Here is a 22,635-nt window from a genome sequence, read left to right as displayed (position 1 = left end):
GCCGTGATCGATATCAGCGAGTCCGTGATGCAGTTCCTTCTGGCGTTCATCGTCGTCGCCCCGCTCATCGGCGCCGTGGCGGCCCTGCTCCCCGCGCCGCCCGGCCTGAAGGGCAAGAGCCCCGACCAGGCCGTGCTGCGCCACGGCGTGACCGTGACCGGCGTGATCCTCATCGCCGCGATCGTCCTCGCGCTCGGCTTCGACCACGGCCACCCGTCGAAGATGCAGGCCACGACGGACATCCAGTGGATCCCGGCCCTGAACGTCCACATCCACCTGGGCATTGACGGCATCTCACTCCCCCTCCTGGTCCTGACCGCGCTGCTGACCTTCCTCTGCGCGCTGTACTCCTATTTCAAGATGCCTGCGGGACCGTCCCCGAAGGCATTCGTCGCGCTCCTGCTCGTCCTGGAGTCCGGCACCCTCGCCACGTTCGCCGTCCTCGATCTCGTGCTGTTCTTCCTCGCGTTCGAGATGGTCCTCATCCCGATGTACTTCCTGATCGCCCGCTGGGGCGGAGACCAACGGGCGGCCGCCGCCTGGAAGTTCATCCTCTACACACTGCTCGGCTCGGTCGTCATGCTGCTCGGCCTGCTCCTCGTCGGGCTCAAGTCGGGCACATTCGACATGGTGGCACTCGCCACTGACAACGGCCGTGGGCTGACCACATCCGTGCAGGTCATCGCCGTTCTGGCGATCGGGATCGGGCTCGCGGTCAAGACCCCGATGTTCCCGCTGCACAGCTGGCTGCCGGACGCCCACACCGCCGCCCCGACCGTCGGCTCGGTGCTGCTGGCCGGCGTGCTCCTCAAGATGGGCACGTACGGCTTCGTCCGCATCGTCCTGCCGATCGCGCCGCACGGCATGCACACCTTCGCGCCCTACCTGGCCGCCTTCGCCGTCGCCGGGATCATCTACGGATCCCTTGCCTGCCTCGCGCTCGCCAAGCAGGGCAACAAGGGCGACCTGAAGCGGCTCATCGCGTACTCCTCCGTCGGCCACATGGGCTTCGTGCTGCTCGGCATCTCCTCGATGACCCCCACCGGCGTGAACGGCGCGCTCTTCGCCAACATCGCCCACGGCCTCATCACGGGCCTGCTGTTCTTCCTGGTCGGCGCCCTCAAGGACCGCTACGGCACCGCCGACCTCGACACCCTGGCCGGCGCCACCGGAGCCGCCCTCTACGGCCGGGCGCCGCGCCTGGGCGGACTGCTCGCCTTCGCCGCCGTCGCCTCCCTCGGACTGCCCGGACTCGCCGGATTCTGGGGCGAGATGCTCGCCATGTTCGGCGCGTTCGACCCGGCCGCGGGCCTCAGCCGGCCCGCCTACCTCACCTTCGTGGCGATCGCCGCCTTCGGCACCCTGCTCACCGCCGCGTACCTGCTGGTCGTCGTGCGCCGGGTCTGCATGGGCGGCAAGCCGGCCGAGGAGCCCCGGCTCGCCGACATCCAGGGCTACGAGTTCGCCGCCTGGAGCCCGCTCGTCGCGCTCACCGTCCTCGCCGGGCTCTGGCCCGCGGTCCTCCTCGGCCTCACCGACCCGGCCGTCCAGAAGCTCCTCGCAGGAGGCAAGTCGTGACCCCCGACGTCACCACCGCGGCGGCCGGCACCGCAAGCCTGGTCCAGTCCGTCGACTGGGTCGCGATCGCGCCGCCCCTGATCGCCGCGGCCGTCGCCCTGGTCGTGCTGCTCGCCGACCTGTTCCTGCCGCCGTCGCGCAAGCCGCTGCTCGGCTGGATGACCATCGCGGGCCTGGTCGCGGCCCTCGCCTCGCTCGCCCCGCTGCGCACCGGCAGCCGCTCGACGTTCTGCCTGACCGCGAACCCGGACGCGTGCAGCTACACCGTCGACCAGTTCGCCTTCGTCATCCAGGCCCTGGTCCTCGGCGGCGCCCTGCTGACCGCGCTGCTCTCGGTACGCGACACCAAGGAGAAGCTCCCGGCGGGCGAGTTCTGGTTCCTGCTGCTCTCCTCGGCGGCCGGCGCGGCCCTGCTGCCCGCCGCCCGCGACCTGGCCACCCTCGTCGTCGCCCTGGAAGTCGCCTCGCTGCCGGCCTTCGCCCTGGTCGGCCTCAAGCGCGGCGACCGCCTGTCCTCGGAAGCGGCCCTGAAGTTCTTCCTGTCGTCGGTCACCGCGACCGCCGTGATGCTGCTCGGCGTGAGCTTCGTGTACGCGGCGACCGGCACCCTGCACCTCACGGAGATCGCCACCAAAGTGGCCACGGTTCCCGGCCCGTTGGACACCGTCGCGAAGACCGGCGTCGTCCTGACCCTCGTCGGCTTCGCCTTCAAGACGGCCGCGGCGCCCTTCCACTTCTGGGTGCCCGACACCTATGTGGGCGCGCCGCTGCCCGTCGCCGCCTACCTCTCCGTCGTCGGCAAGGCGGTCGGCTTCTCCGGGCTCATCCTGGTGACCGTCGTCGCGTTCCCCTCGTACGCCGACGTATGGGGCCCCGCGCTCGCCGTCCTCGCCGCGCTGACCATGACGATCGGCAACGCGGCCGCCCTGCGCCAGTCCGCGACGCGCGCCCACGGCGCGGTCCGGCTGCTCGCCTGGTCCTCGGTAGGACAGGCCGGCTACCTCCTGGTGCCGATCGCGGCCGCCGGGTACTCCAGCGGGAGCCAGGTCGGCGCCACCGTGGCGTACGCCCTGATGTACGCCGTCGTGAACCTGGGCGCGTTCGCGGTCGCCGCCCTGGTGGCCCGCGGCAAGCCGCTGAACCGCCTCACCGACTACCGGGGCCTGTACGCCGAGCGCCCCCTGGCCGCCCTTGCGCTGGCCTTCTTCCTGCTGTGCCTGGCCGGTCTTCCGCCGGGCATCATCGGCCTGTTCGCCAAGGTCACCGTCTTCTCGGCGGCCGTCAACGCGGGGCTCGGCTGGCTCGCGGTCGTCATGGCGGTCAACGTGGTAGTCGCCCTCTACTACTACCTGCGCTGGACCGCGATCCTGTTCCGGTCGCCCGAGGCCGCCGAGCAGCCTTCCGAGCAGCCCACCGGGGCCGCACGACCCCGTGTCCCGGCCCCGCTCACGGTCGCCATCGCGCTGACCGCGTTCGTCGGCGTCGTCCTGTCCGGCGCCCCCCAACTGGCCCTGCACTTCGCCTCGGTCACCCTCTTCTGAGGACACGCTTCAAGGACGCGCCTGCGTCAACACAAGCGCCTGTCGAGCCGCGCCCTCTCATAAGGGGCGCGGCTCGCTCCATGGGCGAGCGACAGGCATGCGAAACCGATCTCCCGCCGGCCTGCCCCTATTGCGGCCGCGATTCCGTTTTGGCAAGCCCGAAGCCCGGGCACGGTTTGGTCCGGAAGGCCCTAAGAAGGCACTGTCGTACGCGCACACCCGCAGTACGGACGCACGTGCGACGACGCGGAACCAAGACGAGACACAACAGGGAGCAGAGCGGTGCTGAGCGGGTTCAAGGACTTCATCCTGCGCGGGAACATAGTGACGATGGCCGTCGGCCTGGCCGTCGGATCGGCCTTCACGGCGGTGGTCACGGGCTTCAGCACCGCGTTCATCACCCCGCTGATCGGCCTGGCCACCAGCTCGACCGGCGACTTCAGCACCGCGACCTTCACCGCGGAGGGCGTGACCTTCCCCTACGGGAAGTTCATCGGCGCGGCCATCGCCTTCGTGATCACCGCCGCGGTGCTCTACTTCCTCGTCGTCGTGCCCATGATGAAGGTCCAGGGCCGCCTCGACCGGGACAAGCCGGTGGACATCAAGGCCGCCCTGCGCGACTGCCCCCGCTGCTACTCGCAGATCCCCGGCATCGCGACCCGCTGCTCCCACTGCACCAGCGAAGTCGAGCCCGACGCGAAGGCTCTGGCGATGGCCGGGCTGCCCGCCCCGCGCTGACCCGACCCGTACGGCCTAACGCGCCCTCCAGCGCCCACAAGGGAACCAGCGTCCCCCGCCTGGCGTTGACCAGTACGGGAGAGTCCACTGGAACGTGGAAGGACGACCAGCGAAGGACTCCCCGCCGCACCACTTGGAGGGCGTACCGTGCACCGCCGGCACAACGGGCTGAGGACAGCTGTCCTCCTCGGAGGACTGTCCGCGCTCATCATCGTCATCGGCAGCTTCTTCGGCCGCGGAGGGCTGATCATCGCGCTTCTGGTGGCCCTTGGCACGAATGCCTACGCGTACTGGAACAGCGACAAGCTGGCGCTGCGCGCCATGCGGGCCCGCCCGGTCAGCGAGTTCGAGGCCCCGGCGCTCTACCGGATGGTCCGCGACCTCTCGACGCAGGCGCGCCAGCCGATGCCCCGGCTGTACATCTCGCCCACGCAGGCGCCCAACGCCTTCGCGACGGGCCGCAATCCCCGCAACGCGGCCGTGTGCTGCACGGAGGGGATCCTGCAGATCCTCGACGAGCGGGAGCTGAGGGGCGTGATCGGCCATGAGCTGAGCCACGTCTACAACCGCGACATCCTGATCTCGTCGGTCGCCGGCGCGCTCGCCTCGGTGATCATGTTCCTGGTCAACTTCGCGTGGCTGATCCCGGTCGGCCGCTCCAACGACGACGAGGGCCCCGGCATCGTGGGCATGCTGCTGATCATGATCCTGGGCCCGCTCGCGGCCTCGGTGATCCAGCTCGCGATCAGCCGTTCCCGCGAGTACGAGGCGGACGCGTCCGGCGCCCAGCTCACCGGCGACCCGCTGGCCCTGGCCAGCGCCCTGCGCAAGCTCGACGCGGGCACCAAGCAGCTCCCGCTGCCGCCCGAGCCCCGCATCGAGACGGCGAGCCACATGATGATCGCGAACCCCTTCCGCCCCGGTCAGGGAGTGTCCAAACTGTTCTCGACCCACCCGCCGATGGCGGAACGCATCGCCCGACTCGAACAGATGGCAGGTCGCCGCTCATGAAGACAATCCTGAACGTCATCTGGCTGATCCTGTGCGGCTTCTGGATGTTCCTCGGCTACATGCTCGCGGGCCTGCTGCTGTGCATCACGATCATCGGCATCCCGTTCGGGATAGCGGCCTTCCGGATCGGCCTCTACGCCCTCTGGCCGTTCGGCTACACGGTCGTGGACCGGAGGGGCGCGGGTGCGCCCTCCTGCGTCGGGAACGTCCTGTGGCTGATCCTGGCCGGCTGGTGGCTGGCGCTCGGCCACATCTTGACCGGCATAGCGCTGTGCGTCACGATCATCGGCATCCCGCTGGGCATCGCCAACTTCAAGCTGATCCCCGTGTCGTTGCTGCCCCTGGGCAAGGAGATCGTCCCCACGGACCAGCCGTTCGCGGCCCGCTGAGGCGGGTGGCCCGCGCCGCACCCTGACGGCGCATGCAACCGTGCGCGCGCTCGGGGCGTCTTCCCGGACGAACCGAATGGTTGCGGGGTTACGCAATACGGCAGATGCCCCGCGCGGCACGTACGTACGAAAGGCAGGTTCCCGGCATGGGCATCGTCAGCTGGATCATTCTCGGCCTGCTCGCCGGGGCGATCGCCAAGATCCTGCTTCCCGGCCGCGACCCGGGCGGCCTGATCGGCACGACCCTCATAGGTGTCGCGGGAGCGTTCGTCGGTGGCTGGATATCGGCCCGCTGGCTGGACCGCCCGATCACCAACCACTTCTACGACGGGGCCACTTGGGCGGCGGCGATCGGCGGCTCGCTCGTCCTGCTGATCATCTACCGCATCCTGTTCGGCAACTCGCGCAGCCGCTGACGTCCGGGGCCTATACGAGCCCGGTCTCGCGCAGGGTGATGTTGAGGCGGCCGCTGTTCAGGCCGGTCGCCGGATCACCCGTCCCAGGCATCACCTTGGGCACACCGTGGTACGCGAACCGGGCCGGCCCGCCGAAGACGAACAGGTCCCCGGAGCTCAACGCCACATCCGTGTAAGGACGCCCGCGGTTCTCGCTGTTGCCGAACCGGAAGACGCACCTGTCTCCGATGCTGAGCGACACCACAGGCGCCCCGGACTCCTCGTCCTTGTCCTGGTGGAGCCCCATCTTGGCGGAGCCGTCGTAGAAGTTGATGAGCGCGGTGTCGGGGGAGTAGCGCTCGGCCGCGCCCGGGTCGTCGTACGCCGCCGCGATCGCGGAACGCCCCAACTCGCCGAGCCAGTCGGGGAACGGGGCCACGGGGAGCCCGTTCACATCCGCCGCGGTACGGGTGTACCGGTAGGGCTGCCAGTGCCAGCCGACGCACACCGTCTGCACGGACATGACACCACCGTTCGGCAGCACGGTGCGGTGGATCGGCACGGGCCCGCGCGCCCAGGCCCGGCAGGCCGCGACGAGCTCCCGCTGCCGGTCGAGCGAGAGCCAGCCCGGCACGTGAACGGCGCCGGGCGCGATCTCGGCCCGCGCGGGCCGGGGCAGCGAGAACAGCCCCTCACTCATGACGCCGGTGTCGGGCTCAGAGCGCCCTCGAGCCCGAGCAGCGCTTCCTTCCGCTCCAGCCCACCGGCATACCCCTTGAGGGAGCCGTCGGAGCCGATCACGCGGTGGCAGGGCCGCACCACGAGCAGCGGATTGCGCCCGATGGCGGTGCCGACCGCCCGCACCTGCACGGAGGAGGCCCCAATCCGCCGGGCGATCTCCCCGTACGAGGCGGTCGTCCCGTACTCGATGGCGTCGAGCTGGGCCCAGACCCTGCGCTGGAAGGCGGTGCCGGGCGCGTCGGCCGCGTACTCGATGTCGAACCGGGTCAGCTCGCCGGCGAAGTACGCGCGCAGTTGCGCGGCGATGCCGGCGAAGGCCTCGGGCGCGAGCCGCCACCCGTCCTGGACGACGGCGCCGCCCTTCTGCCCCGGTACGGAAAGCGAAACCAGCGCGGTCCCGCCCGGCGCGGTAGCCGACTCCACCCCCACGAGCAACAGCTCGCCCAGGGGGCTGTCGAGGGTCGCATAGACAGTCATCGCACTCTTCCTTCCCTTGCGTACGAGACCGAGTCTGCGACCCCCGCCCAGCGTGTGCTGGCGGAAATCGGACACCACGTCCGGTTCAGCGGTAGTTCACGAACTGGATGGCGAAGTCGAAGTCCTTGCCCTTGAGCAGGGCCTGGACGGCCTGGAGGTCGTCGCGGCTCTTCGAGGAGACCCGCAGCTCGTCGCCCTGGACCTGCGCCTTGACGCCCTTGGGGCCCTCGTCGCGGATGACCTTGGCGACCTTCTTGGCGTTGTCCTGGGAGATGCCCTCCTCGATGGAGGCGGAGATCTTGTACTCCTTGCCGGACAGCTGCGGCTCGCCCGCGTCCAGCGACTTCAGGGAGATGCCGCGCTTGATCAGCTTGGTCTCGAAGATGTCGAGGATCGCCTTGACCCGCTCCTCGCCGTTCGCCTGCATCAGGATCTTCTCGCCGGACCAGGAGATCGAGGCGTCCGTGCCCTTGAAGTCGTAGCGCTGCGAGATCTCCTTCGCGGCCTGGTTGAGGGCGTTGTCGACCTCCTGCCGCTCGACCTTCGAGACGATGTCGAAACTGGAGTCGGCCATGTCCTGTGGCTCCTTGGATCGGGTGCGTGTCGGATGCGCACGACCCCTGCGGCCGAGCGCGCGGCGACCCGGCCCCACTGCCGAACCACCGCCCCAAAGCCTAGTCACCCCCTGCCCGGCAGAGCGCTGATCAATGGGGTGGCGAAGCACCCCTGGGCATCGGGTATCGTTTACGTCGTTGCCACGGAGCACCGCCGAAAAGCGGGAAACCGACGGCGACATCCCATGGCGGTGTGCCCGAGTGGCCAATGGGAACGGACTGTAAATCCGTCGGCTCTGCCTACCCAGGTTCGAATCCTGGCGCCGCCACACTGGGTGAGACCCCCGTCCTCCTGCGGAAACGCAGGGGGACGGGGGTCTCTTCGTTGCCGGGCGGGCTCAGTTTCCCGCCACGCCCTTCACTGCCACTGTCACCGGGGCCGAGCCCGAGATCAGTTCCAGGGTCAGGCCCGCTGTTGCCGGAGTGTCCAGGAGTTCGGCCAGGACTGCGGCGACGTCGTCCCGGGGGATCGTGCCGTGGCCCGTCGAGGCGGCCAGGGAGACCTGGCCCTTGCCCGCGTCGTTGGTGAGGCTTCCGGGGCGCAGGACCGTCCAGTCCAGGGTGGTGCGGGAGCGTACGGCGTCGTCGGCGGCGCCCTTGGCGCGCAAGTAGGCGTCGAAGACGCCGTCGCCCTGGTGGGCCGCGTCCGCGCCCATCGACGACACGATGACGTACCGGCGTACGCCCGCGCGTTCGGCCGCGTCGGCGAACAGGACGGCCGCAGCCCGGTCCACCGTCTCCTTGCGGGCGGCGTCGCTGCCCGGGCCGGCGCCCGCCGCGAACACCACCGCGTCCGCGCCCCGGAGCACCTCGGCGACGGCGTCCACCGAAGCCGACTCCAGGTCCAGGACGACCGGCTCCGCGCCGGCTTGTCGCAGGTCGTCCGCCTGTTCCGGCTTGCGGATGATTCCCGCGACCTCGTCGCCGCGCGCCGCCAGCAGGCGTTCGAGCCGCAGCGCGATCTGACCATGACCTCCAGCAATGACAATGCGCATGCTGACGACGGTAGCCGCAGATGCGGCGGCCCGCTGGTGGAGAGGCGACCTCGTCACCCGGTCTCGCCACGGCTGGGGTCCGGGCGGCCCTGACGGGGGAGTCCGAGGGCGACCGCGGCGGCCGAGTCGCAGTACTCGCGCACCGCGCTGGTACGGGCCACGACCCGGCCCCGGTGGATGACGATGCGGCTGTAGGCGAGCGAGAGGACGCCCGCGATGCGTTCGCCGCGTACGGCGAGCAGTTCGGCGGGGAAGCCCGCCTCGACGCGTACCTCCGGAAGGCCCATCGTCTCGCGGGCGGCCGTGCTGACCGCCGCGTACGCGTCCTCGGGGCGCATGCCGGCCTGGGAGGCGAGGAGGTAGGCGGCCTCCAGGGGGTCGCCCCGGCCGACCGGGTTGGAGACGTCGCGCAACGCCCCGCTCCCGGCCGCAAGCCGGACCCCGGCGGCCCTCAACAGACGCACCGGAGCGGCCCCTTGACGATCCGTCATGCCGCAGCCTCCCTGCGGAAGGCAGGTCACCGCGACTCCGGCGGAGGCGAGTTGGTCGGCGGCGCGGGCCGCCGTGTCGCGGGGGAGGCGGGCGAGGCCGCCGCAGGGGCCGATCGCGACGCCGGGGCGCAGGCCGCCGGACATGGCCGCGAGGCGGGCCAGGCGCGCCGGGTCGGTGCCGTCGGTGTGCAGGTCGACCGCGCAGCCGTGCTCGGCGGCGAGCTCCAGGACGGCCTCGGCGTAGCCGGCCGGGTCGGCGTCCAGATCGGGGCAGCCGCCCACCACCGAGGCGCCCATCTTCACCGCGTCGCGCAGCATGGCGAGTCCGTCCGCGCCGGCCACCCCGGTGAGCAGGCGGGGCACGGCCACCACCGCGAGCTCGGTGAGGCCGCGCAGGGAGCGCCGGGTCTGGAGCACCGCCTCCAGCGGGTCGAGCCCGCTGACCTCGTCGATGCGTACGTGCGAACGCAGCGCCGTGGCACCGTGCCCGAGCTGGAGCAGGGCGGCCTCGGTGGCCCGGCGCTGGACCTCCTCGACGGCGTACGAGACCGGCCCCTCCGCGCTGAAGGCGGTCAGCGCGGTGTCGCTGTGGGCGTGCGGCTCGGCGGGGGCGGGCAGCAGCAGGAAGCCGTTCAGGTCCACGCGCGCGCCGTGCGCGGTGAGGCTGCCCGCGGTGCCCACCGCCTCGATGCGGCCGCCGCCGAGCCGCACGTCCACGGTGCGCCCGTCGGCGAGCCGGGCGCTGCACAGCAGCAGGGAGGAGGCGGAGGTCGGGTCGGGGCCTTCGCCGGTGCCGGGGGAGTGGGCCGGCTGCTGGTGGCTGTCGGACATCGCGCTCCTGATCGGGCTCGGGTGATCAGGCTCGGGCAGGCATGATCACGCAGCGTGAGGCGAGCCTAGGGGCGGCCAACCCGCGCATCGAGGAGGAGCGCAATAGTCGTACCGGTGTGGCCCTGAGTGGCCTACGAGACCGGTGGGGCGGGGGCCCGGGAGGTCGTCCGCTGGGCGGCACGAAACGGATTTGGGCGATCGGCGAGGGAGCGTGTAATGTCTTCATCGCTCGCCCCAATAGCTCAGTCGGTAGAGCGTCTCCATGGTAAGGAGAAGGTCTACGGTTCGATTCCGTATTGGGGCTCTGGTGCGGAAGCCCTCACCTTCGGGTGAGGGACTCCGTGTCAAAGCGGTGTAGCTCAGTCGGTAGAGCAAGCGGCTCATAATCGCTGTGTCACCGGTTCAAGTCCGGTCACCGCTACATACAGTAGCCGATTGTGGGGTCGGTCCTTCGATCGGCTACTCTTTCATGCGTTCATCCGTCAATCCGTCCGTCAAGGAGCACTCACGTGGCTGCCACCGACGTCCGCCCGAAGATCACGCTGGCCTGCGTGGAGTGCAAGGAGCGGAACTACATCACCAAGAAGAACCGGCGTAACAACCCGGACCGTCTTGAGATGAAGAAGCACTGCCCGCGCTGCAACTCGCACACTGCGCACCGCGAGACCCGTTAATCACGGGTCTGGCATTCAGGCTCGTTCGAGAGGCCGTTCCCCGCAGGGGGAGCGGCCTCTCGGCGTTGGCGTACGACTAGATTTTCCGTACCCACAGGGATCCGAACCCTCATTCGCAGGAGGTAGCCAGCAGATGGCGCTCGACCAGTCTTTCGTGGGGCGGACCTATCCGCCCACCGCCCCGTACGAGGTCGGCCGCGAGAAGATCCGCGAGTTCGCTGTGGCGGTCGGGGACGCGAACCCCGCCTACACCGACCCGGAGGCGGCCAAGTCGCTCGGCCACACCGATGTGATCGCGCCGCCGACCTTTGTGTTCGCCATCACATTCAAGGCGGCGGGCCAGGTCATCGAGGACCCGCAGCTGGGCCTGGACTACAGCCGGGTGGTGCACGGCGACCAGAAGTTCGCCTACAGCCGCCCGGTGCGCGCGGGCGACCGCCTGACCGTGACGTCCACCATCGAGGCGATCAAGTCCCTCGCGGGCAACGACATCCTGGACATCCGGGGCGAGGTCCACGACGAGGCCGGCGAACACGTCGTGACCGCGTGGACCAAGCTGGTGTCCCGAGCGGCCGAGGGGGCCTGACATGACCGCGAAGATCCGTTACGAGGACGTGGAGCCCGGCACCGAGCTGCCGTCCGCCTCCTTCCCTGTGAGTCGCGCCACGCTCGTCCAGTACGCGGGTGCCTCCGGGGACTTCAACCCGATCCACTGGAACGAGAAGTTCGCGAAGGAGGTCGGGCTGCCCGACGTCATCGCGCACGGCATGTTCACGATGGCCGAGGCGGTGCGCGTGGTCACGGACTGGGTCGGCGACCCGGGCGCGGTGGCCGAGTACGGCGTCCGCTTCACCAAGCCGGTGGTCGTCCCGAACGACGAGACCGGAGCGCTGATCGAGGTCAGCGCCAAGGTGGCGGCGAAGCTGGACGACGAGGCGCGCACGGTACGGGTGGACCTCACGGCGACGAGCGCGGGCCAGAAGGTGCTCGGAATGTCGCGAGCGGTCGTACGACTGGCGTGACGCGGTCGGCGGGACTCCGGGGCCTCCTGGAGTCCCCCGACTCGCCGCCCTTGACGATGTTAGTAATCAACCACTAACTTACTTGCATGGTCAGGATGAGCGCAGAAGAGAGGCGCGAGAGCGTCATCCGTGCGGCGATGGTGGAGTTCGCCCGTGGTGGGTATCACGGCACGTCCACCGAGGTGATCGCCAAGCGGGTGGGTGTCTCGCAGCCGTACCTCTTCCGCCTGTTCCCGAACAAGCAGGCCATCTTCCTGGCGGCGTCCGACCGCTGCATCAAGGAGACCGTCGAGGTTTTCCGGGAGGCGGCCGAAGGGCTCGAAGGCGAGGCGGCGCTGCACGCGATGGGTGCGGCGTACCAGACGCTCATCGCCGAGGACCGCGACAAGCTGCTCCTGCAGATGCAGACGTATGTGGCCGCGGCCGCCGCGGAGGCGGCCGGCGACCACGAGTTCGGCAAGGCGGTTCGGGCCGGATGGACGGAGCTGTACGACACGGTGCACCTGGCGCTGGGCGCGGACCAGGGCGAGACGACGACGTTCCTGGCGTACGGGATGCTCATCAACACCCTGGTGGCGCTGGGGTTTCCGCCCGAGGACCGGGTCTGGCAGGGCTTCTACGAATCGTCGCAGCCGAAGCGGGTGGGCGGCGGAGTCGCGTAGCTGGACCGAGGTGGGGGCGGGTAGGCAGGTCCGCACCCTCTCATGCCCATCGAAGTTAGTAATTAATAACTAACCCATCAAGGGGGAGCGATGTCGGAGAAGAAGCCGGAAAGTAGGCCACGAGACGGCGCGGGGCGGCGTGGGGGTGCGGGGTGGGCACTGGTGATCACCAGTGTTGCCGGGTTCATGGCGGCGCTGGACAACCTCGTCGTCACCACCGCGCTGCCGTCGATCCGCGAGGACCTCGGGGGAGCGCTGGACGACCTCGAATGGACGGTGAGCGCGTACACCCTCACCTTCGCGGTGCTGCTGATGTTCGGGGCGGCGCTGGGTGACCGGTTCGGCCGCCGAAAGCTCTTCATCACCGGGCTGACGATCTTCACCGGCGCCTCGGCGGGGGCGGCGCTGGCCCCCGGGATCAACGGGCTGATCGCGGCCCGCGCGATACAGGGAGTCGGCGCCGCGATCATGATGCCGCTGACCCTCACGCTGCTGACCGCGGCCGTGCCCGCCGCCAAGCGCGGCCTGATGTACGGGATCTGGGGCGCGGTGAACGGCCTCGCGGTGGCATCGGGGCCGCTGATCGGCGGCAGCCTGACCGAGCATGTGTCCTGGCAGTGGATCTTCTGGCTGAACGTTCCGCTCGGCCTGCTCACCCTTCCCCTGGCCCGGCTGCGCCTGAACGAGTCGTACGGCACGGGCGCCCGGCTCGACATCGTGGGCACGGTCCTGGCCAGCGGCGGGCTCTTCGGGATCGTGTACGCGCTGATCCGCGGCAACCCCGACGGGTGGACCAGTGCGACCGTACTGACCGGCCTGATCGCGGGCTCGGCGCTGCTTGCGGGGTTCGTGGTCCACGGCATGCGCAGTGCGAACCCGATGCTGCCGATGCGGCTGTTCCGCAGCCGGGCGTTCTCCGCGATCAACGCGGCGAGCCTGCTGATGTTCGTCGGGATGTTCGGCTCGATCTTCCTGCTCAGCCAGTTCCTGCAGAACGTCATCGGCTATTCGCCGACCGAGGCGGGGCTGCGGATGCTGCCCTGGACCGGCATGCCGATGATCGCCGCGCCGATAGCCGGTTTCCTCTCCGACCGGATCGGCGGGCGGCCCGTCGTGGCCACCGGTCTCGCGCTCCAGGCGCTGGGGCTCGCCTGGTTCGCCGCGATCATCTCGCCGGACGTGTCGTACGGGGCGCAGCTGCCGGCGCTGATCATCAGCGGCATCGGGATGGGGCTGTACTTCGCGCCGGCCGCGAATCTGGTGATGTCCAGCGTGCGGCCCTCCGAGCAGGGCATCGCCTCCGGCGCGAACAACGCGCTGCGGGAGGTCGGGGGTGCGCTCGGCATCGCGGTGCTGGCGTCGGTGTTCTCCGCGCAGGGCGGGTACGGGTCGGCGCAAGCCTTCGTGGACGGCCTTGGCCCGGCGCTCTGGGTGGGGGCGGGGGTGGTCGCGGTTGCGGCGGTGTCGGCGCTGCTGCTCCCCGGGCGCGCGGCCCTGCCCCGGGCCGGGGCGGCGCCGGAGTCCTCTGAGGGGGTGCGGGAGTTGGTGGGCTGACGTTCGCCGTACGGCGCTGGGCGGGTCGGGGGCGTTCTCTCACCCGCTCGCCTGGGGTGAGGGGCTCTTGGCCCGCCTCCGGGGGTGGATGCTCGCCTCTTCTTGGTGGGGCACGGGCGGGATGCTTCGTATGGGCAGGGGTTTGTCTGAACGGTGACCGAGGCATCACGGACTGGCGCGTGTCCGGCCGGGTGGGGACGTGGTGGGGTGCCGCCGCAAGGAGGAGCGCTGGTTCTGGGGGGATTTTCGGTGGGCGGAACTGCGCGACGTATGAGGAGGTACCCCGCCGCGTTCACGCCCCCACCCCCCGGCAGTGCGCTCCGTACCGGCGATGCCGCAGCCCCGGCCCACGACATCTGCCCGCACGGCCGACCGAAGGGCGGCGCCGCCCCCACAGGCCGCCACCCCACTCCCGACCCCAGGGCGGCGCAGCCCCACGGGCCCGCACCCCACTCCCGACCGCAGGGCGGCGCAGCCCCGCCGGGCCGCCCCCGTACGCTGGACCCCGTGCAGGAACTTCACGACGCCCCCCTCGCCCCCCTGACCACCCTCCGCCTCGGCGGCCCGGCGGACCGGCTGGTTACCGCCGTCACCGACGCCGAGGTCGTCGACGCCGTACGCGAGGCCGACGACAGCGGCACCCCGCTGCTCGTCATCGGCGGCGGCAGCAACCTGCTCATCGGGGACAAGGGCTTCGCCGGGACCGCCCTGCGCATCGCCACCCGCGGCTTCGAGCTCGACGGCACCCGCCTCGAACTCGCCGCCGGTGAGGTGTGGAGCGACGCCGTCGCCAGGAGCGTCGAGGCCGGGCTAGCCGGGATCGAGTGCCTCGCCGGCATCCCCGGCTCGGCCGGCGCGACCCCGATCCAGAACGTCGGGGCGTACGGCCAGGAAGTGTCCAGCACCATCACGCACGTCGTCGCCTACGACCGCCTCGACCGCACCACCGTCACCATCCCCAACGCCGAGTGCGACTTCTCGTACCGCAACAGCCGCTTCAAGCAGCACCCCGACCGCTACGTCGTACTCCGCGTCGTCTTCGAGCTGGAGGACGCCGGGGGGCTCTCGGCGCCGGTCAAGTACGCCGAGACCGCCCGGACCCTCGGCGTCGAGCCCGGCGACCGGGTCCCCGCCGCCACCGCCCGCGAGACCGTGCTGAAGCTGCGCGCAGGCAAGGGCATGGTGCTCGACCCGGAAGACCACGACACCTGGTCGGCGGGCTCGTTCTTCACCAACCCGATCCTCCCCAACGAGGCGTACGCGGCGTTCGTCGCCCGCGCCCAGGAGCGCCTCGGCGCGGACGTGACGCCCCCCGCCTGGCCCGTCGGCGCCGACCGCACCAAGACCTCCGCCGCCTGGCTGATCGACAAGGCCGGCTTCACCAAGGGGTACGGGACCGGCCCCGCCCGCATCTCCACGAAGCACACCCTCGCGCTGACGAACCGCGGCGGCGCCACGACCGAGGACCTGCTGGCTCTGGCCCGCGAGGTGGTAGCCGGGGTGGAGCTGGCCTTCGGCGTGACCCTGGTGAACGAGCCGGTGGCGGTCGGCGTAGAGGTCTGAAACGTTCAGAGGCTGCAGAGCCGGAGCGCCCCGTGTCGCTCGGCTCGGCACCCCCTCAGTACGCCACCCCCACCCCCTGTTTCACCGTCGCCGGGTCGTCCACGCAGGCCAGCATCGCGTGGGCCACGTCGGCGCGGGCGATGGTGCGGCCCGCCTTGGGGTTGCCGCCGACGACCCGGCGGTAGGTCCCGGTGAGCGGCTTGTCGGTGAGTTTGGGCGGGCGTACGGACGTCCAGTCGGTGGCGCTGGCCGCCAACTCGGCCTCCATGGCGCGGAGATCGGCGTACACCTCCTTCAGGATCGCGCTGATCATGGACCGCATGCCGCGGTCGAGGAGCCCGTCGCCGGGGGCCTCCGGCCCGACCGGGGCCGCGCTCACGACGACCAGCCGCCGAGTGCCCTCGGCCTCCATCGCGGCCAGGACCGACCGCGTGAGCTGGGTCGTGATCCCGGCGTCGGAGCGTTTGCGGGCGCCGAGCCCGGACAGGACGGCGTGCCGCCCGGCCACGGCTCCGCGCAGCGACTCGGGGTCGGTGAGGTCGGCCTTGACGACCTGAAGGCCTGTGCCGGTCACAGCGAACCCGGCCGGATCGCGCACCACCGCCGTGACCTCGTGCCCCGCAGCCAGCGCCTGCTTGACGATTTCCTGGCCGATGCCCCCTGTGGCACCGAAAACCGTGAGCCTCATGGCGTCACCCTCCTAGGGTGGGTAAGTATTCACTCACCACTAGAGTGGGTAAGTACTCACCCACCCGTCAAGCCCCGAGCCTGGAGCACATATGCAGTCGCCGCCGACCCGCGTCCGCATCCTCGATGCCGCGCACGAGCTCATGCTCACCATCGGCCTCGCCCGTGCCACGACGAAGGAGATCGCGAAGGCGGCGGGGTGCTCGGAAGCGGCGCTCTACAAGCACTTCGCGAGCAAGGAGGACCTGTTCGTGACGGTCCTGAAGGAGCGGCTGCCCAAGCTCGGCCCGCTGGTGGAGGGGCTCGCGGCGGAGCCGGGGGAGCGGTCGGTGGAGTCGAACCTGACGGAGATCGCCCGCCAGGCCGCGCTGTTCTACGCGGAGAGCTTTCCGATCGCGGCGTCGCTGTACGCGGATCCGCAGCTGAAGCGGCGCCATGACGAGGCGCTGCGGGAGCTCGGTGCCGGGCCCCACAAGCCGATCGAGTGGGTGGACGGGTACCTCCGGGCGGAGCGTTCGGCCGGCCGGATCCGTGAGGACGCCGATACGTATGCGGCTGCGTCGCTGCTGCTCGGGGCGTGTGCGCAGCGGGCGTTCGCGTACGACATGACGCCTTCCGGGGAGCCGCCCCAGACGCGGGAGGAGTTCGCGCGGGGGGTGGCCCGGGCGCTGCTGCGGGGTATCGGGTAGCTCCTTGGCAGGGGCGTGGCGCGATGCTCCCGCGTGCTGTTCGTCGGCCGCGGCCCGTCCGTGCGTGGGCGCGCCCACGCGGCGGAGCCGCACCATGTCACAGCCCCGCGCCCCTTGGGGCGTTGTGGTGCGCCAGCACGAGCCCGCGCCCCCTAGGGGGTGTGCTGCCAGCACGAACCCGCGGCCCCTAGGGGGTGTGCCGCACCAGCACGAACCCGCGTCCCAGGCCCGCCCGCAGGCTCAGCCGCATCAGCCCGCCAACCACCCCTCCACCCCCGCCAGCAGCTTGCTCTGGACGTCCTGCGGGGCCGCCGAGGCCCGGATCGACTGGCGGGCCAGGTCGGCCAGTTCCTCGTCCGTGAACGCATGGTGGTGGCGGGCGATTTCGTACTGGGCGGCCAGGCGGGAGCCGAAGAGGAGGGGGTCGTCCGCGCCCAGGGCCAGCGGGACGCCCGCCTCGTACAGGACCCGCAGCGGCACGTCCTCGGGCTTCTCGTAGACGCCGAGAGCGACGTTGGACGCCGGGCAGACCTCGCAGGTGACGCCCTTGTCGGCCAGGCGGCGCAGGAGCCGGGGGTCCTCGGCCGCCCGCACCCCGTGGCCGACCCGCCGCGCGTGCAGATCGTCGAGGCAGTCGCGTACGGAGGCCGGGCCGGAGAGCTCGCCGCCGTGCGGGGCCGCGAGCAGGCCGCCCTCGCGGGCGATCGCGAAGGCGCGGTCGAAGTCCCTTGCCATGCCCCGGCGTTCGTCGTTCGACAGGCCGAAACCGACCACGCCGCGATCGGCGTAGCGGACCGCGAGCCGGGCCAGGGTGCGCGCGTCGAGGGGGTGCTTCATCCGGTTCGCCGCGACCACGACGCGCATGCCGAGCCCGGTCTCGCGGGACGCGGAGTCGACCGCGTCCAGGATGATCTCCAGGGCCGGGATGAGGCCGCCCAGGAGCGGCGCGTACGAGGTCGGGTCGACCTGGATCTCCAGCCACCCGGAACCGTCCCGGACGTCCTCCTCGGCGGCCTCGCGCACCAGGCGCTGGATGTCCTCGGGGGCGCGCAGACACGACCGCGCCGCGTCGTAGAGGCGCTGGAAGCGGAACCAGCCGCGCTCGTCGGTGGCCCGCAGCTTCGGCGGCTCGGCGCCGGTCAGCGCCTCGGGCAGCCGTACGCCGTACTTGTCGGCGAGTTCGAGCAGGGTAGAGGGCCGCATGGACCCGGTGAAGTGCAGATGCAGATGGGCCTTCGGCAGGTCTCGTACGTCGCGAACGTGCTCCATCCAGGGATCTTGCCGCACCCCACGGCCGTCCGACAGCCCCTTTCCCCGATCGGGACGGGGTCCGAACGCAGAAACGGGCCCCGAGGGGCCCGCTCCCGCAACGCACGCGGACGACCAGAACCGGAACCTAGTCCCGAGCCTCGGCCAGCAGCTTCTGGATGCGGGCGACGCCCTCGACGAGGTCCTCGTCGCCCAGCGCGTAGGAGAGCCGCAGGTAGCCCGGCGTGCCGAAGGCCTCGCCGGGGACGACCGCGACCTCGGTCTCGTCCAGGATCAGCGCGGCGAGCTCGGCCGAGGTCTGCGGCCGCTTGCCGCGGATCTCCTTGCCGAGCACGCCCTTGACCGAGGGGTAGGCGTAGAACGCGCCCTCGGGGGTGGGGCAGACCACACCGGGGATCTCGCTCAGCATGCGCACCATGGTGATGCGGCGCCTGTCGAAGGCCTCGCGCATCGTGGCGACCGCGTCGAGGTTCCCGGAGACGGCGGCCAGCGCGGCGACCTGGGCCACGTTGCTGACATTGGACGTCGCGTGCGACTGGAGGTTGGTCGCGGCCTTCACGACGTCCTTCGGGCCGATGATCCACCCGACCCGCCAGCCGGTCATCGCGAAGGTCTTGGCGACGCCGTTGACGACGATGCACTTGTCGCGCAGCTCGGGCACGATCGCGGGCAGCGAGGTGAAGGCGGCGCTGCCGTACACCAGGTGCTCGTAGATCTCGTCGGTCATGACCCACAGGCCGTGCTCGACGGCCCAGCGCCCGATCGCCTCGGCGTCGGCCTCGCTGTAGACGGCGCCGGTGGGGTTGGACGGGGAGACGAACAGAACGACCTTCGTACGCTCCGTACGGGCCGCCTCCAGCTGCTCCACCGACACCCGGTAGCCGGTCGTCTCGTCGGCCACGACGTCGACGGGGACACCGCCCGCGAGCCGGATCGACTCGGGGTAGGTGGTCCAGTACGGCGCCGGGACGATGACCTCGTCACCCGGGTCGAGGATCGCCGCGAAGGCCTCGTAGATCGCCTGCTTGCCGCCGTTGGTCACCAGGACCTGGGAGGCGTCGACCTCGTAGCCGGAGTCGCGCAGCGTCTTGGCGGCGATGGCGGCCTTGAGCTCGGGCAGGCCCCCCGCCGGCGTGTAGCGGTGGTACTTCGGGTTGCGGCAGGCCTCGACGGCGGCCTCGACGATGTAGTCGGGCGTCGGGAAGTCGGGCTCGCCCGCGCCGAAACCGATGACCGGACGCCCGGCGGCCTTGAGGGCCTTGGCCTTGGCGTCGACGGCGAGGGTCGCGGACTCGGAGATGGCGCCGATGCGCGCGGAGACCCGGCGCTCGGTGGGGGAGGAAGGCGGGGGAGTTGCAGCGCTCATGCGGGCCATGCTCCCAGACCCCCTACGAAGGGGGCACCCGCGTTTCACGGACCGGTCAGCATGTGGACAGGCGTCCGAGCGGCCTCCTTGAGGAGGCCGTGCGAAGGGGCCGTGCGAGGGGGCCGTGGGTGGGGAGATGGCGGTGATGAGGAGGCGGTCGGAGACGATCCGGCAAGCGATCCGGAAGGGATCCGAAGGCGACCCGGAACGGATTCGGAAGGCGTTCGGGAGCAAGCTGTTCGACGCCGGGCCCCTGACCACGTACACTCACTGCCTGTTGGCCCTCACCGACCACACCACCACATGCGGTAGGTTGAGGGAACCACAAAGGGTCGTAGCTCAATTGGTAGAGCACTGGTCTCCAAAACCAGCGGTTGGGGGTTCAAGTCCCTCCGGCCCTGCTACACACACCTTCGCCAGGATGTGTGCGCATGTACGTACTTCAATGCACCGCCGTGCGGCTCCACCGGGCGCGGCACGGCCATGACCCGGAATCAGGTGAGAAGCGTGACGGACGCCGTGGGCTCCATCGACATGCCTGATGCCCAGGACGAGGCAGCGGAGTCCAAGGATTCGAAGAAGAAGGCCCGCAAGGGCGGTAAGCGCGGCAAGAAGGGCCCTCTGGGCCGTCTCGCGCTCTTCTACCGGCAGGTCGTCGCCGAACTCCGTAAAGTTGTCTGGCCGACACGCAGCCAGCTGACGACGTACACCTCCGTGGTGATCGTGTTCGTTGTCATCATGATTGGCATCGTGACGTTGATTGACTCCGGCTTCTCGCAGGTAGTCAAGTACGTCTTCGGCTGATCCGCGAAGGGCGCCCCTCATCGGCGCCCCTTTCGCATGTTCCACCCAATCTGTAGCCAGGAAGAAGCAGCCACCGTGTCTGACCCGAACCTGAACGACGCCATCGAGTCGGTCGAGTCCGTCGAGGACGAGCTCGAGATCATCGAGGCGGCCGACGAGGACGAGGCCGAGGCTGCCGACGCCGCTGCGGGCGAAGCGGCCGAAGAGGCTGCCCTGCACGTCGAGTCCGACGACGCCGAGCCCGAGGCCGAAGCCGCCGAGGCTTCCGACGTGACCGAAGAGGACGCTTCCGACGAGGCCGACGCCTCCGTCGAGGACGACGCCTCCGAGTCGGACGAGGAGCCCGCCGAGGTCTCCGCCGAATCCGGCGAGGACGAGGACGAGGAGCCGGCGGAGCCCGCCGCCCCCGTCGACCCGGTCGAGGCCCTGCGCCAGGAGCTCCGCTTCCTGCCCGGCGAGTGGTACGTCATCCACACGTACGCCGGTTACGAGAAGCGTGTGAAGGCCAACCTCGAACAGCGTGCCGTCTCGCTGAACGTCGAGGAGTTCATCTACCAGGCCGAGGTCCCCGAAGAGGAGATCGTCCAGATCAAGAACGGCGAGCGCAAGAACGTCCGGCAGAACAAGCTGCCCGGTTACGTTCTCGTCCGCATGGATCTGACGAACGAGTCCTGGGGCGTCGTCCGCAACACCCCCGGTGTCACCGGCTTCGTGGGCAACGCCTACGACCCGTACCCGCTGACGCTCGACGAGATCGTGAAGATGCTCGCCCCGGAGGCCGAGGAGAAGGCCGCCCGTGAGGCCGCCGAGGCCGAGGGCAAGCCGGCTCCGCAGCGCAAGGTCGAGGTCCAGGTCCTGGACTTCGAGGTGGGCGACTCGGTCACCGTCACCGACGGTCCGTTCGCGACGCTGCAGGCGACCATCAACGAGATCAACGCCGACTCGAAGAAGGTCAAGGGCCTCGTCGAGATCTTCGGCCGCGAGACCCCGGTCGAGCTCAGCTTCGACCAGATCCAGAAGAACTAGCGGCCCCGGTCGCCCGGCGCTTTCTGGAACCAGCACTTCCGAGCAGGTCAGAGAGGCTCTCGCAGCCCCTCTGACCTGCTCGGTTTTTAGCCGCACAGCTATACCCGTTATCGTTGTGCGGTATGCCTCCATCCGGTTGATCGGATGCAGGCGGTTCACTCTCACTAGGACCCGGAGAGAGCAATGCCTCCCAAGAAGAAGAAGGTCACGGGGCTTATCAAGCTCCAGATCAACGCCGGTGCGGCGAACCCGGCCCCGCCGGTCGGCCCCGCGCTCGGCCAGCACGGCGTCAACATCATGGAGTTCTGCAAGGCCTACAACGCCGCGACCGAGTCGCAGCGTGGCTGGGTGATCCCGGTGGAGATCACGGTCTACGAAGACCGCTCCTTCACCTTCATCACCAAGACTCCGCCGGCCGCGAAGATGATCCTCAAGGCCGCTGGTGTCGAGAAGGGCTCCGGCGAGCCGCACAAGACCAAGGTCGCCAAGATCACCGAGGCCCAGGTCCGCGAGATCGCCACGACGAAGCTCGCCGACCTGAACGCCAACGACCTGGACGCCGCGTCGAAGATCATCGCCGGCACCGCCCGTTCCATGGGCATCACGGTCGAGGGCTGATCTCAGCTCACCCCCGTTTGACCTCCAGTGGTAGGGCCAAGCGCTGGCCCGCACCACGACTCCATGCCTGAACCAACACAGGAGCTGAAGTGAAGCGCAGCAAGACTCTCCGCGCTGCGGACGCCAAGATCGACGCGGACAAGCTGTACGCGCCGCTCGAGGCGGTCCGTCTCGCCAAGGAGACCTCCACGACCAAGTTCGACGGCACCGTCGAGGTCGCCTTCCGCCTGGGTGTCGACCCGCGCAAGGCCGACCAGATGGTCCGTGGCACCGTGAACCTCCCGCACGGCACCGGTAAGACCGCCCGGGTCCTGGTCTTCGCGACCGGCGACCGTGCCGAGGCCGCGCTTGCCGCGGGCGCCGACATCGTCGGCTCCGACGAGCTCATCGACGAGGTTTCGAAGGGCCGTCTGGACTTCGACGCCGTCGTCGCCACCCCGGACCTCATGGGCAAGGTCGGCCGCCTCGGCCGCGTGCTCGGTCCCCGTGGTCTGATGCCGAACCCGAAGACCGGCACGGTCACCCCCGACGTCGCCAAGGCGGTCGAGGAGATCAAGGGCGGCAAGATCGAGTTTCGCGTCGACAAGCACTCGAACCTGCACTTCATCATCGGCAAGGTGTCCTTCGACGACACCAAGCTGGTGGAGAACTACGGTGCGGCTCTGGAGGAGATCCTCCGTCTGAAGCCGTCCGCCGCCAAGGGCCGGTACATCAAGAAGGCCACCATCACCACCACGATGGGCCCCGGTATCACCCTGGACCAGAACCGCACCCGCAACCTCCTCGTCGAGGAGGACCCGGCCGCCGTCTGATCCCTCGGATCACCGGCAGTCGCGGGTTCGCGTACGGAGACGTACGCCGCGTACTGAGACCGGCCCCCGCATCTCGTCAGAGGTGCGG

Annotated in this window: 25 protein-coding genes and 4 tRNA genes; 21 read left to right on the top strand and 8 right to left on the bottom strand. The window is 70.2% G+C overall.

Annotated features, from left to right (window positions below):
• The first annotated feature begins 3 nt into the window (after positions 1-3).
• The 6 genes from IE206_RS17740 to IE206_RS17715 all read left to right on the top strand — a co-directional run bounded on the left by IE206_RS17740 (position 4) and on the right by IE206_RS17715 (position 5,673).
• Positions 4-1,578 carry a complex I subunit 4 family protein gene (locus IE206_RS17740; RefSeq protein ID WP_189963111.1) on the top strand — a complete coding sequence of 525 codons (1,575 nt, stop codon included), beginning with the start codon at positions 4-6 and terminating at the stop codon, positions 1,576-1,578.
• Positions 1,575-3,119 (top strand): NADH-quinone oxidoreductase subunit N, encoded by a 1,545-nt coding sequence (locus IE206_RS17735; protein WP_226600108.1) that lies wholly within the window; start codon positions 1,575-1,577, stop codon positions 3,117-3,119. The genes IE206_RS17740 and IE206_RS17735 overlap by 4 nt, the downstream gene beginning before the upstream one ends.
• A gap of 282 nt (positions 3,120-3,401) precedes the next feature.
• Positions 3,402-3,857 carry a large conductance mechanosensitive channel protein MscL gene (locus IE206_RS17730; protein ID WP_189963110.1) on the top strand — a complete coding sequence of 152 codons (456 nt, stop codon included), beginning with the start codon at positions 3,402-3,404 and terminating at the stop codon, positions 3,855-3,857.
• A 147-nt stretch (positions 3,858-4,004) separates the two neighbouring features.
• Complete coding sequence (gene htpX, locus IE206_RS17725; protein ID WP_053724090.1) at positions 4,005-4,868, top strand: zinc metalloprotease HtpX; 864 nt, start codon at positions 4,005-4,007, stop codon at positions 4,866-4,868.
• Positions 4,865-5,257, top strand: a complete 393-nt coding sequence (locus IE206_RS17720; protein WP_189963109.1) for a YccF domain-containing protein — start codon at positions 4,865-4,867, stop codon at positions 5,255-5,257. Before htpX ends, IE206_RS17720 begins: the two co-directional genes overlap by 4 nt.
• Before the next feature lie 146 nt (positions 5,258-5,403).
• Positions 5,404-5,673 (top strand): GlsB/YeaQ/YmgE family stress response membrane protein, encoded by a 270-nt coding sequence (locus IE206_RS17715; protein ID WP_189963108.1) that lies wholly within the window; start codon positions 5,404-5,406, stop codon positions 5,671-5,673.
• 10 nt (positions 5,674-5,683) lie between these two features.
• On the opposite strand, the gene IE206_RS17710 is transcribed toward IE206_RS17715, so the two are convergent.
• The 3 genes from IE206_RS17710 to IE206_RS17700 all read right to left on the bottom strand — a co-directional run bounded on the left by IE206_RS17710 (position 5,684) and on the right by IE206_RS17700 (position 7,444).
• Positions 5,684-6,352, bottom strand: coding sequence for an alpha-ketoglutarate-dependent dioxygenase AlkB family protein (locus IE206_RS17710; RefSeq protein WP_189963107.1), 669 nt, complete (start codon positions 6,350-6,352; stop codon positions 5,684-5,686).
• Positions 6,349-6,870 (bottom strand): methylated-DNA--[protein]-cysteine S-methyltransferase, encoded by a 522-nt coding sequence (locus tag IE206_RS17705; RefSeq protein WP_189963106.1) that lies wholly within the window; start codon positions 6,868-6,870, stop codon positions 6,349-6,351. Before IE206_RS17705 ends, IE206_RS17710 begins: the two co-directional genes overlap by 4 nt.
• Positions 6,871-6,955: 85 nt before the next feature.
• Positions 6,956-7,444, bottom strand: a complete 489-nt coding sequence (locus tag IE206_RS17700) for a YajQ family cyclic di-GMP-binding protein (protein ID WP_189963105.1) — start codon at positions 7,442-7,444, stop codon at positions 6,956-6,958.
• A gap of 227 nt (positions 7,445-7,671) precedes the next feature.
• On the opposite strand from IE206_RS17700, the gene IE206_RS17695 reads away from it, so the two are divergent.
• Positions 7,672-7,753: transfer RNA gene (locus tag IE206_RS17695), tRNA-Tyr, on the top strand.
• 69 nt (positions 7,754-7,822) lie between these two features.
• Here the strand turns inward: IE206_RS17695 and IE206_RS17690 are convergent.
• Entirely contained in the window at positions 7,823-8,479 is a 657-nt protein-coding gene (locus IE206_RS17690) for an SDR family oxidoreductase (RefSeq protein WP_189963104.1), read from the bottom strand.
• A 53-nt stretch (positions 8,480-8,532) separates the two neighbouring features.
• On the bottom strand, positions 8,533-9,801 hold the full coding sequence (locus IE206_RS17685) for an amidohydrolase family protein (RefSeq protein ID WP_189963103.1): 1,269 nt from the start codon (positions 9,799-9,801) through the stop codon (positions 8,533-8,535).
• A gap of 231 nt (positions 9,802-10,032) precedes the next feature.
• Here IE206_RS17685 and IE206_RS17680 point away from each other — a divergent pair.
• The 8 genes from IE206_RS17680 (at position 10,033) to IE206_RS17645 (ending at position 15,276) form a co-directional block, all read left to right on the top strand.
• Positions 10,033-10,105 (top strand) — tRNA-Thr (locus tag IE206_RS17680).
• A gap of 44 nt (positions 10,106-10,149) precedes the next feature.
• Positions 10,150-10,222 (top strand) — tRNA-Met (locus IE206_RS17675).
• 88 nt (positions 10,223-10,310) lie between these two features.
• Entirely contained in the window at positions 10,311-10,475 is a 165-nt protein-coding gene (gene rpmG / locus IE206_RS17670) for a 50S ribosomal protein L33 (protein WP_003956487.1), read from the top strand.
• 133 nt (positions 10,476-10,608) lie between these two features.
• Positions 10,609-11,061: a MaoC family dehydratase N-terminal domain-containing protein gene (locus tag IE206_RS17665; protein WP_189963102.1), complete on the top strand. Its 453-nt coding sequence runs from the start codon at positions 10,609-10,611 to the stop codon at positions 11,059-11,061.
• Between the two features lies 1 nt (position 11,062).
• A complete protein-coding gene (locus tag IE206_RS17660; RefSeq protein WP_189963101.1) occupies positions 11,063-11,497 on the top strand; it encodes a MaoC family dehydratase in 435 nt (144 codons plus the stop codon).
• 86 nt (positions 11,498-11,583) lie between these two features.
• Positions 11,584-12,159 (top strand): TetR/AcrR family transcriptional regulator, encoded by a 576-nt coding sequence (locus tag IE206_RS17655; protein ID WP_189963100.1) that lies wholly within the window; start codon positions 11,584-11,586, stop codon positions 12,157-12,159.
• Positions 12,160-12,249: 90 nt separating this feature from the next.
• Positions 12,250-13,713 (top strand): DHA2 family efflux MFS transporter permease subunit, encoded by a 1,464-nt coding sequence (locus tag IE206_RS17650; RefSeq protein WP_189963099.1) that lies wholly within the window; start codon positions 12,250-12,252, stop codon positions 13,711-13,713.
• Positions 13,714-14,211: 498 nt separating this feature from the next.
• Positions 14,212-15,276 carry a UDP-N-acetylmuramate dehydrogenase gene (locus tag IE206_RS17645; RefSeq protein ID WP_189963147.1) on the top strand — a complete coding sequence of 355 codons (1,065 nt, stop codon included), beginning with the start codon at positions 14,212-14,214 and terminating at the stop codon, positions 15,274-15,276.
• A 55-nt stretch (positions 15,277-15,331) separates the two neighbouring features.
• On the opposite strand, the gene IE206_RS17640 is transcribed toward IE206_RS17645, so the two are convergent.
• On the bottom strand, positions 15,332-15,964 hold the full coding sequence (locus IE206_RS17640; protein WP_189963098.1) for an NAD(P)-dependent oxidoreductase: 633 nt from the start codon (positions 15,962-15,964) through the stop codon (positions 15,332-15,334).
• A 91-nt stretch (positions 15,965-16,055) separates the two neighbouring features.
• Between IE206_RS17640 and IE206_RS17635 the strand changes: the two genes are divergently transcribed.
• Positions 16,056-16,652, top strand: coding sequence for a TetR/AcrR family transcriptional regulator (locus IE206_RS17635; protein ID WP_189963097.1), 597 nt, complete (start codon positions 16,056-16,058; stop codon positions 16,650-16,652).
• Positions 16,653-16,901: 249 nt separating this feature from the next.
• Here IE206_RS17635 and IE206_RS17630 read toward each other — a convergent pair whose 3' ends face one another.
• Together IE206_RS17630 and IE206_RS17625 are read right to left on the bottom strand one after the other, a co-directional pair.
• The gene (locus IE206_RS17630; protein WP_189963096.1) at positions 16,902-17,921 is read right to left on the bottom strand and encodes an adenosine deaminase; all 1,020 of its coding nucleotides are present in this window, start codon (positions 17,919-17,921) and stop codon (positions 16,902-16,904) included.
• Positions 17,922-18,048: 127 nt separating this feature from the next.
• Positions 18,049-19,287, bottom strand: coding sequence for a pyridoxal phosphate-dependent aminotransferase (locus IE206_RS17625; RefSeq protein WP_189963095.1), 1,239 nt, complete (start codon positions 19,285-19,287; stop codon positions 18,049-18,051).
• A gap of 328 nt (positions 19,288-19,615) precedes the next feature.
• Here IE206_RS17625 and IE206_RS17620 point away from each other — a divergent pair.
• The 5 genes from IE206_RS17620 (at position 19,616) to rplA (ending at position 22,547) form a co-directional block, all read left to right on the top strand.
• A tRNA-Trp gene (locus tag IE206_RS17620) sits at positions 19,616-19,688 on the top strand.
• 106 nt (positions 19,689-19,794) lie between these two features.
• Positions 19,795-20,091 (top strand): preprotein translocase subunit SecE, encoded by a 297-nt coding sequence (gene secE / locus IE206_RS17615; RefSeq protein WP_053731183.1) that lies wholly within the window; start codon positions 19,795-19,797, stop codon positions 20,089-20,091.
• A gap of 75 nt (positions 20,092-20,166) precedes the next feature.
• Complete coding sequence (gene nusG, locus IE206_RS17610; RefSeq protein WP_189963094.1) at positions 20,167-21,117, top strand: transcription termination/antitermination protein NusG; 951 nt, start codon at positions 20,167-20,169, stop codon at positions 21,115-21,117.
• Between the two features lie 183 nt (positions 21,118-21,300).
• Entirely contained in the window at positions 21,301-21,735 is a 435-nt protein-coding gene (gene rplK, locus IE206_RS17605) for a 50S ribosomal protein L11 (protein WP_053731185.1), read from the top strand.
• A gap of 89 nt (positions 21,736-21,824) precedes the next feature.
• Positions 21,825-22,547 carry a 50S ribosomal protein L1 gene (gene rplA / locus IE206_RS17600; RefSeq protein WP_189963093.1) on the top strand — a complete coding sequence of 241 codons (723 nt, stop codon included), beginning with the start codon at positions 21,825-21,827 and terminating at the stop codon, positions 22,545-22,547.
• The last annotated feature ends 88 nt before the right edge of the window (positions 22,548-22,635 follow it).

It is taken from the genome of Streptomyces violascens (assembly GCF_014649955.1).
Taxonomy (GTDB): domain Bacteria; phylum Actinomycetota; class Actinomycetes; order Streptomycetales; family Streptomycetaceae; genus Streptomyces; species Streptomyces violascens.
The sequence above is the reverse complement of the archived record's forward strand: the minus strand, read 5'-3'. Positions and strand labels throughout refer to the sequence as shown.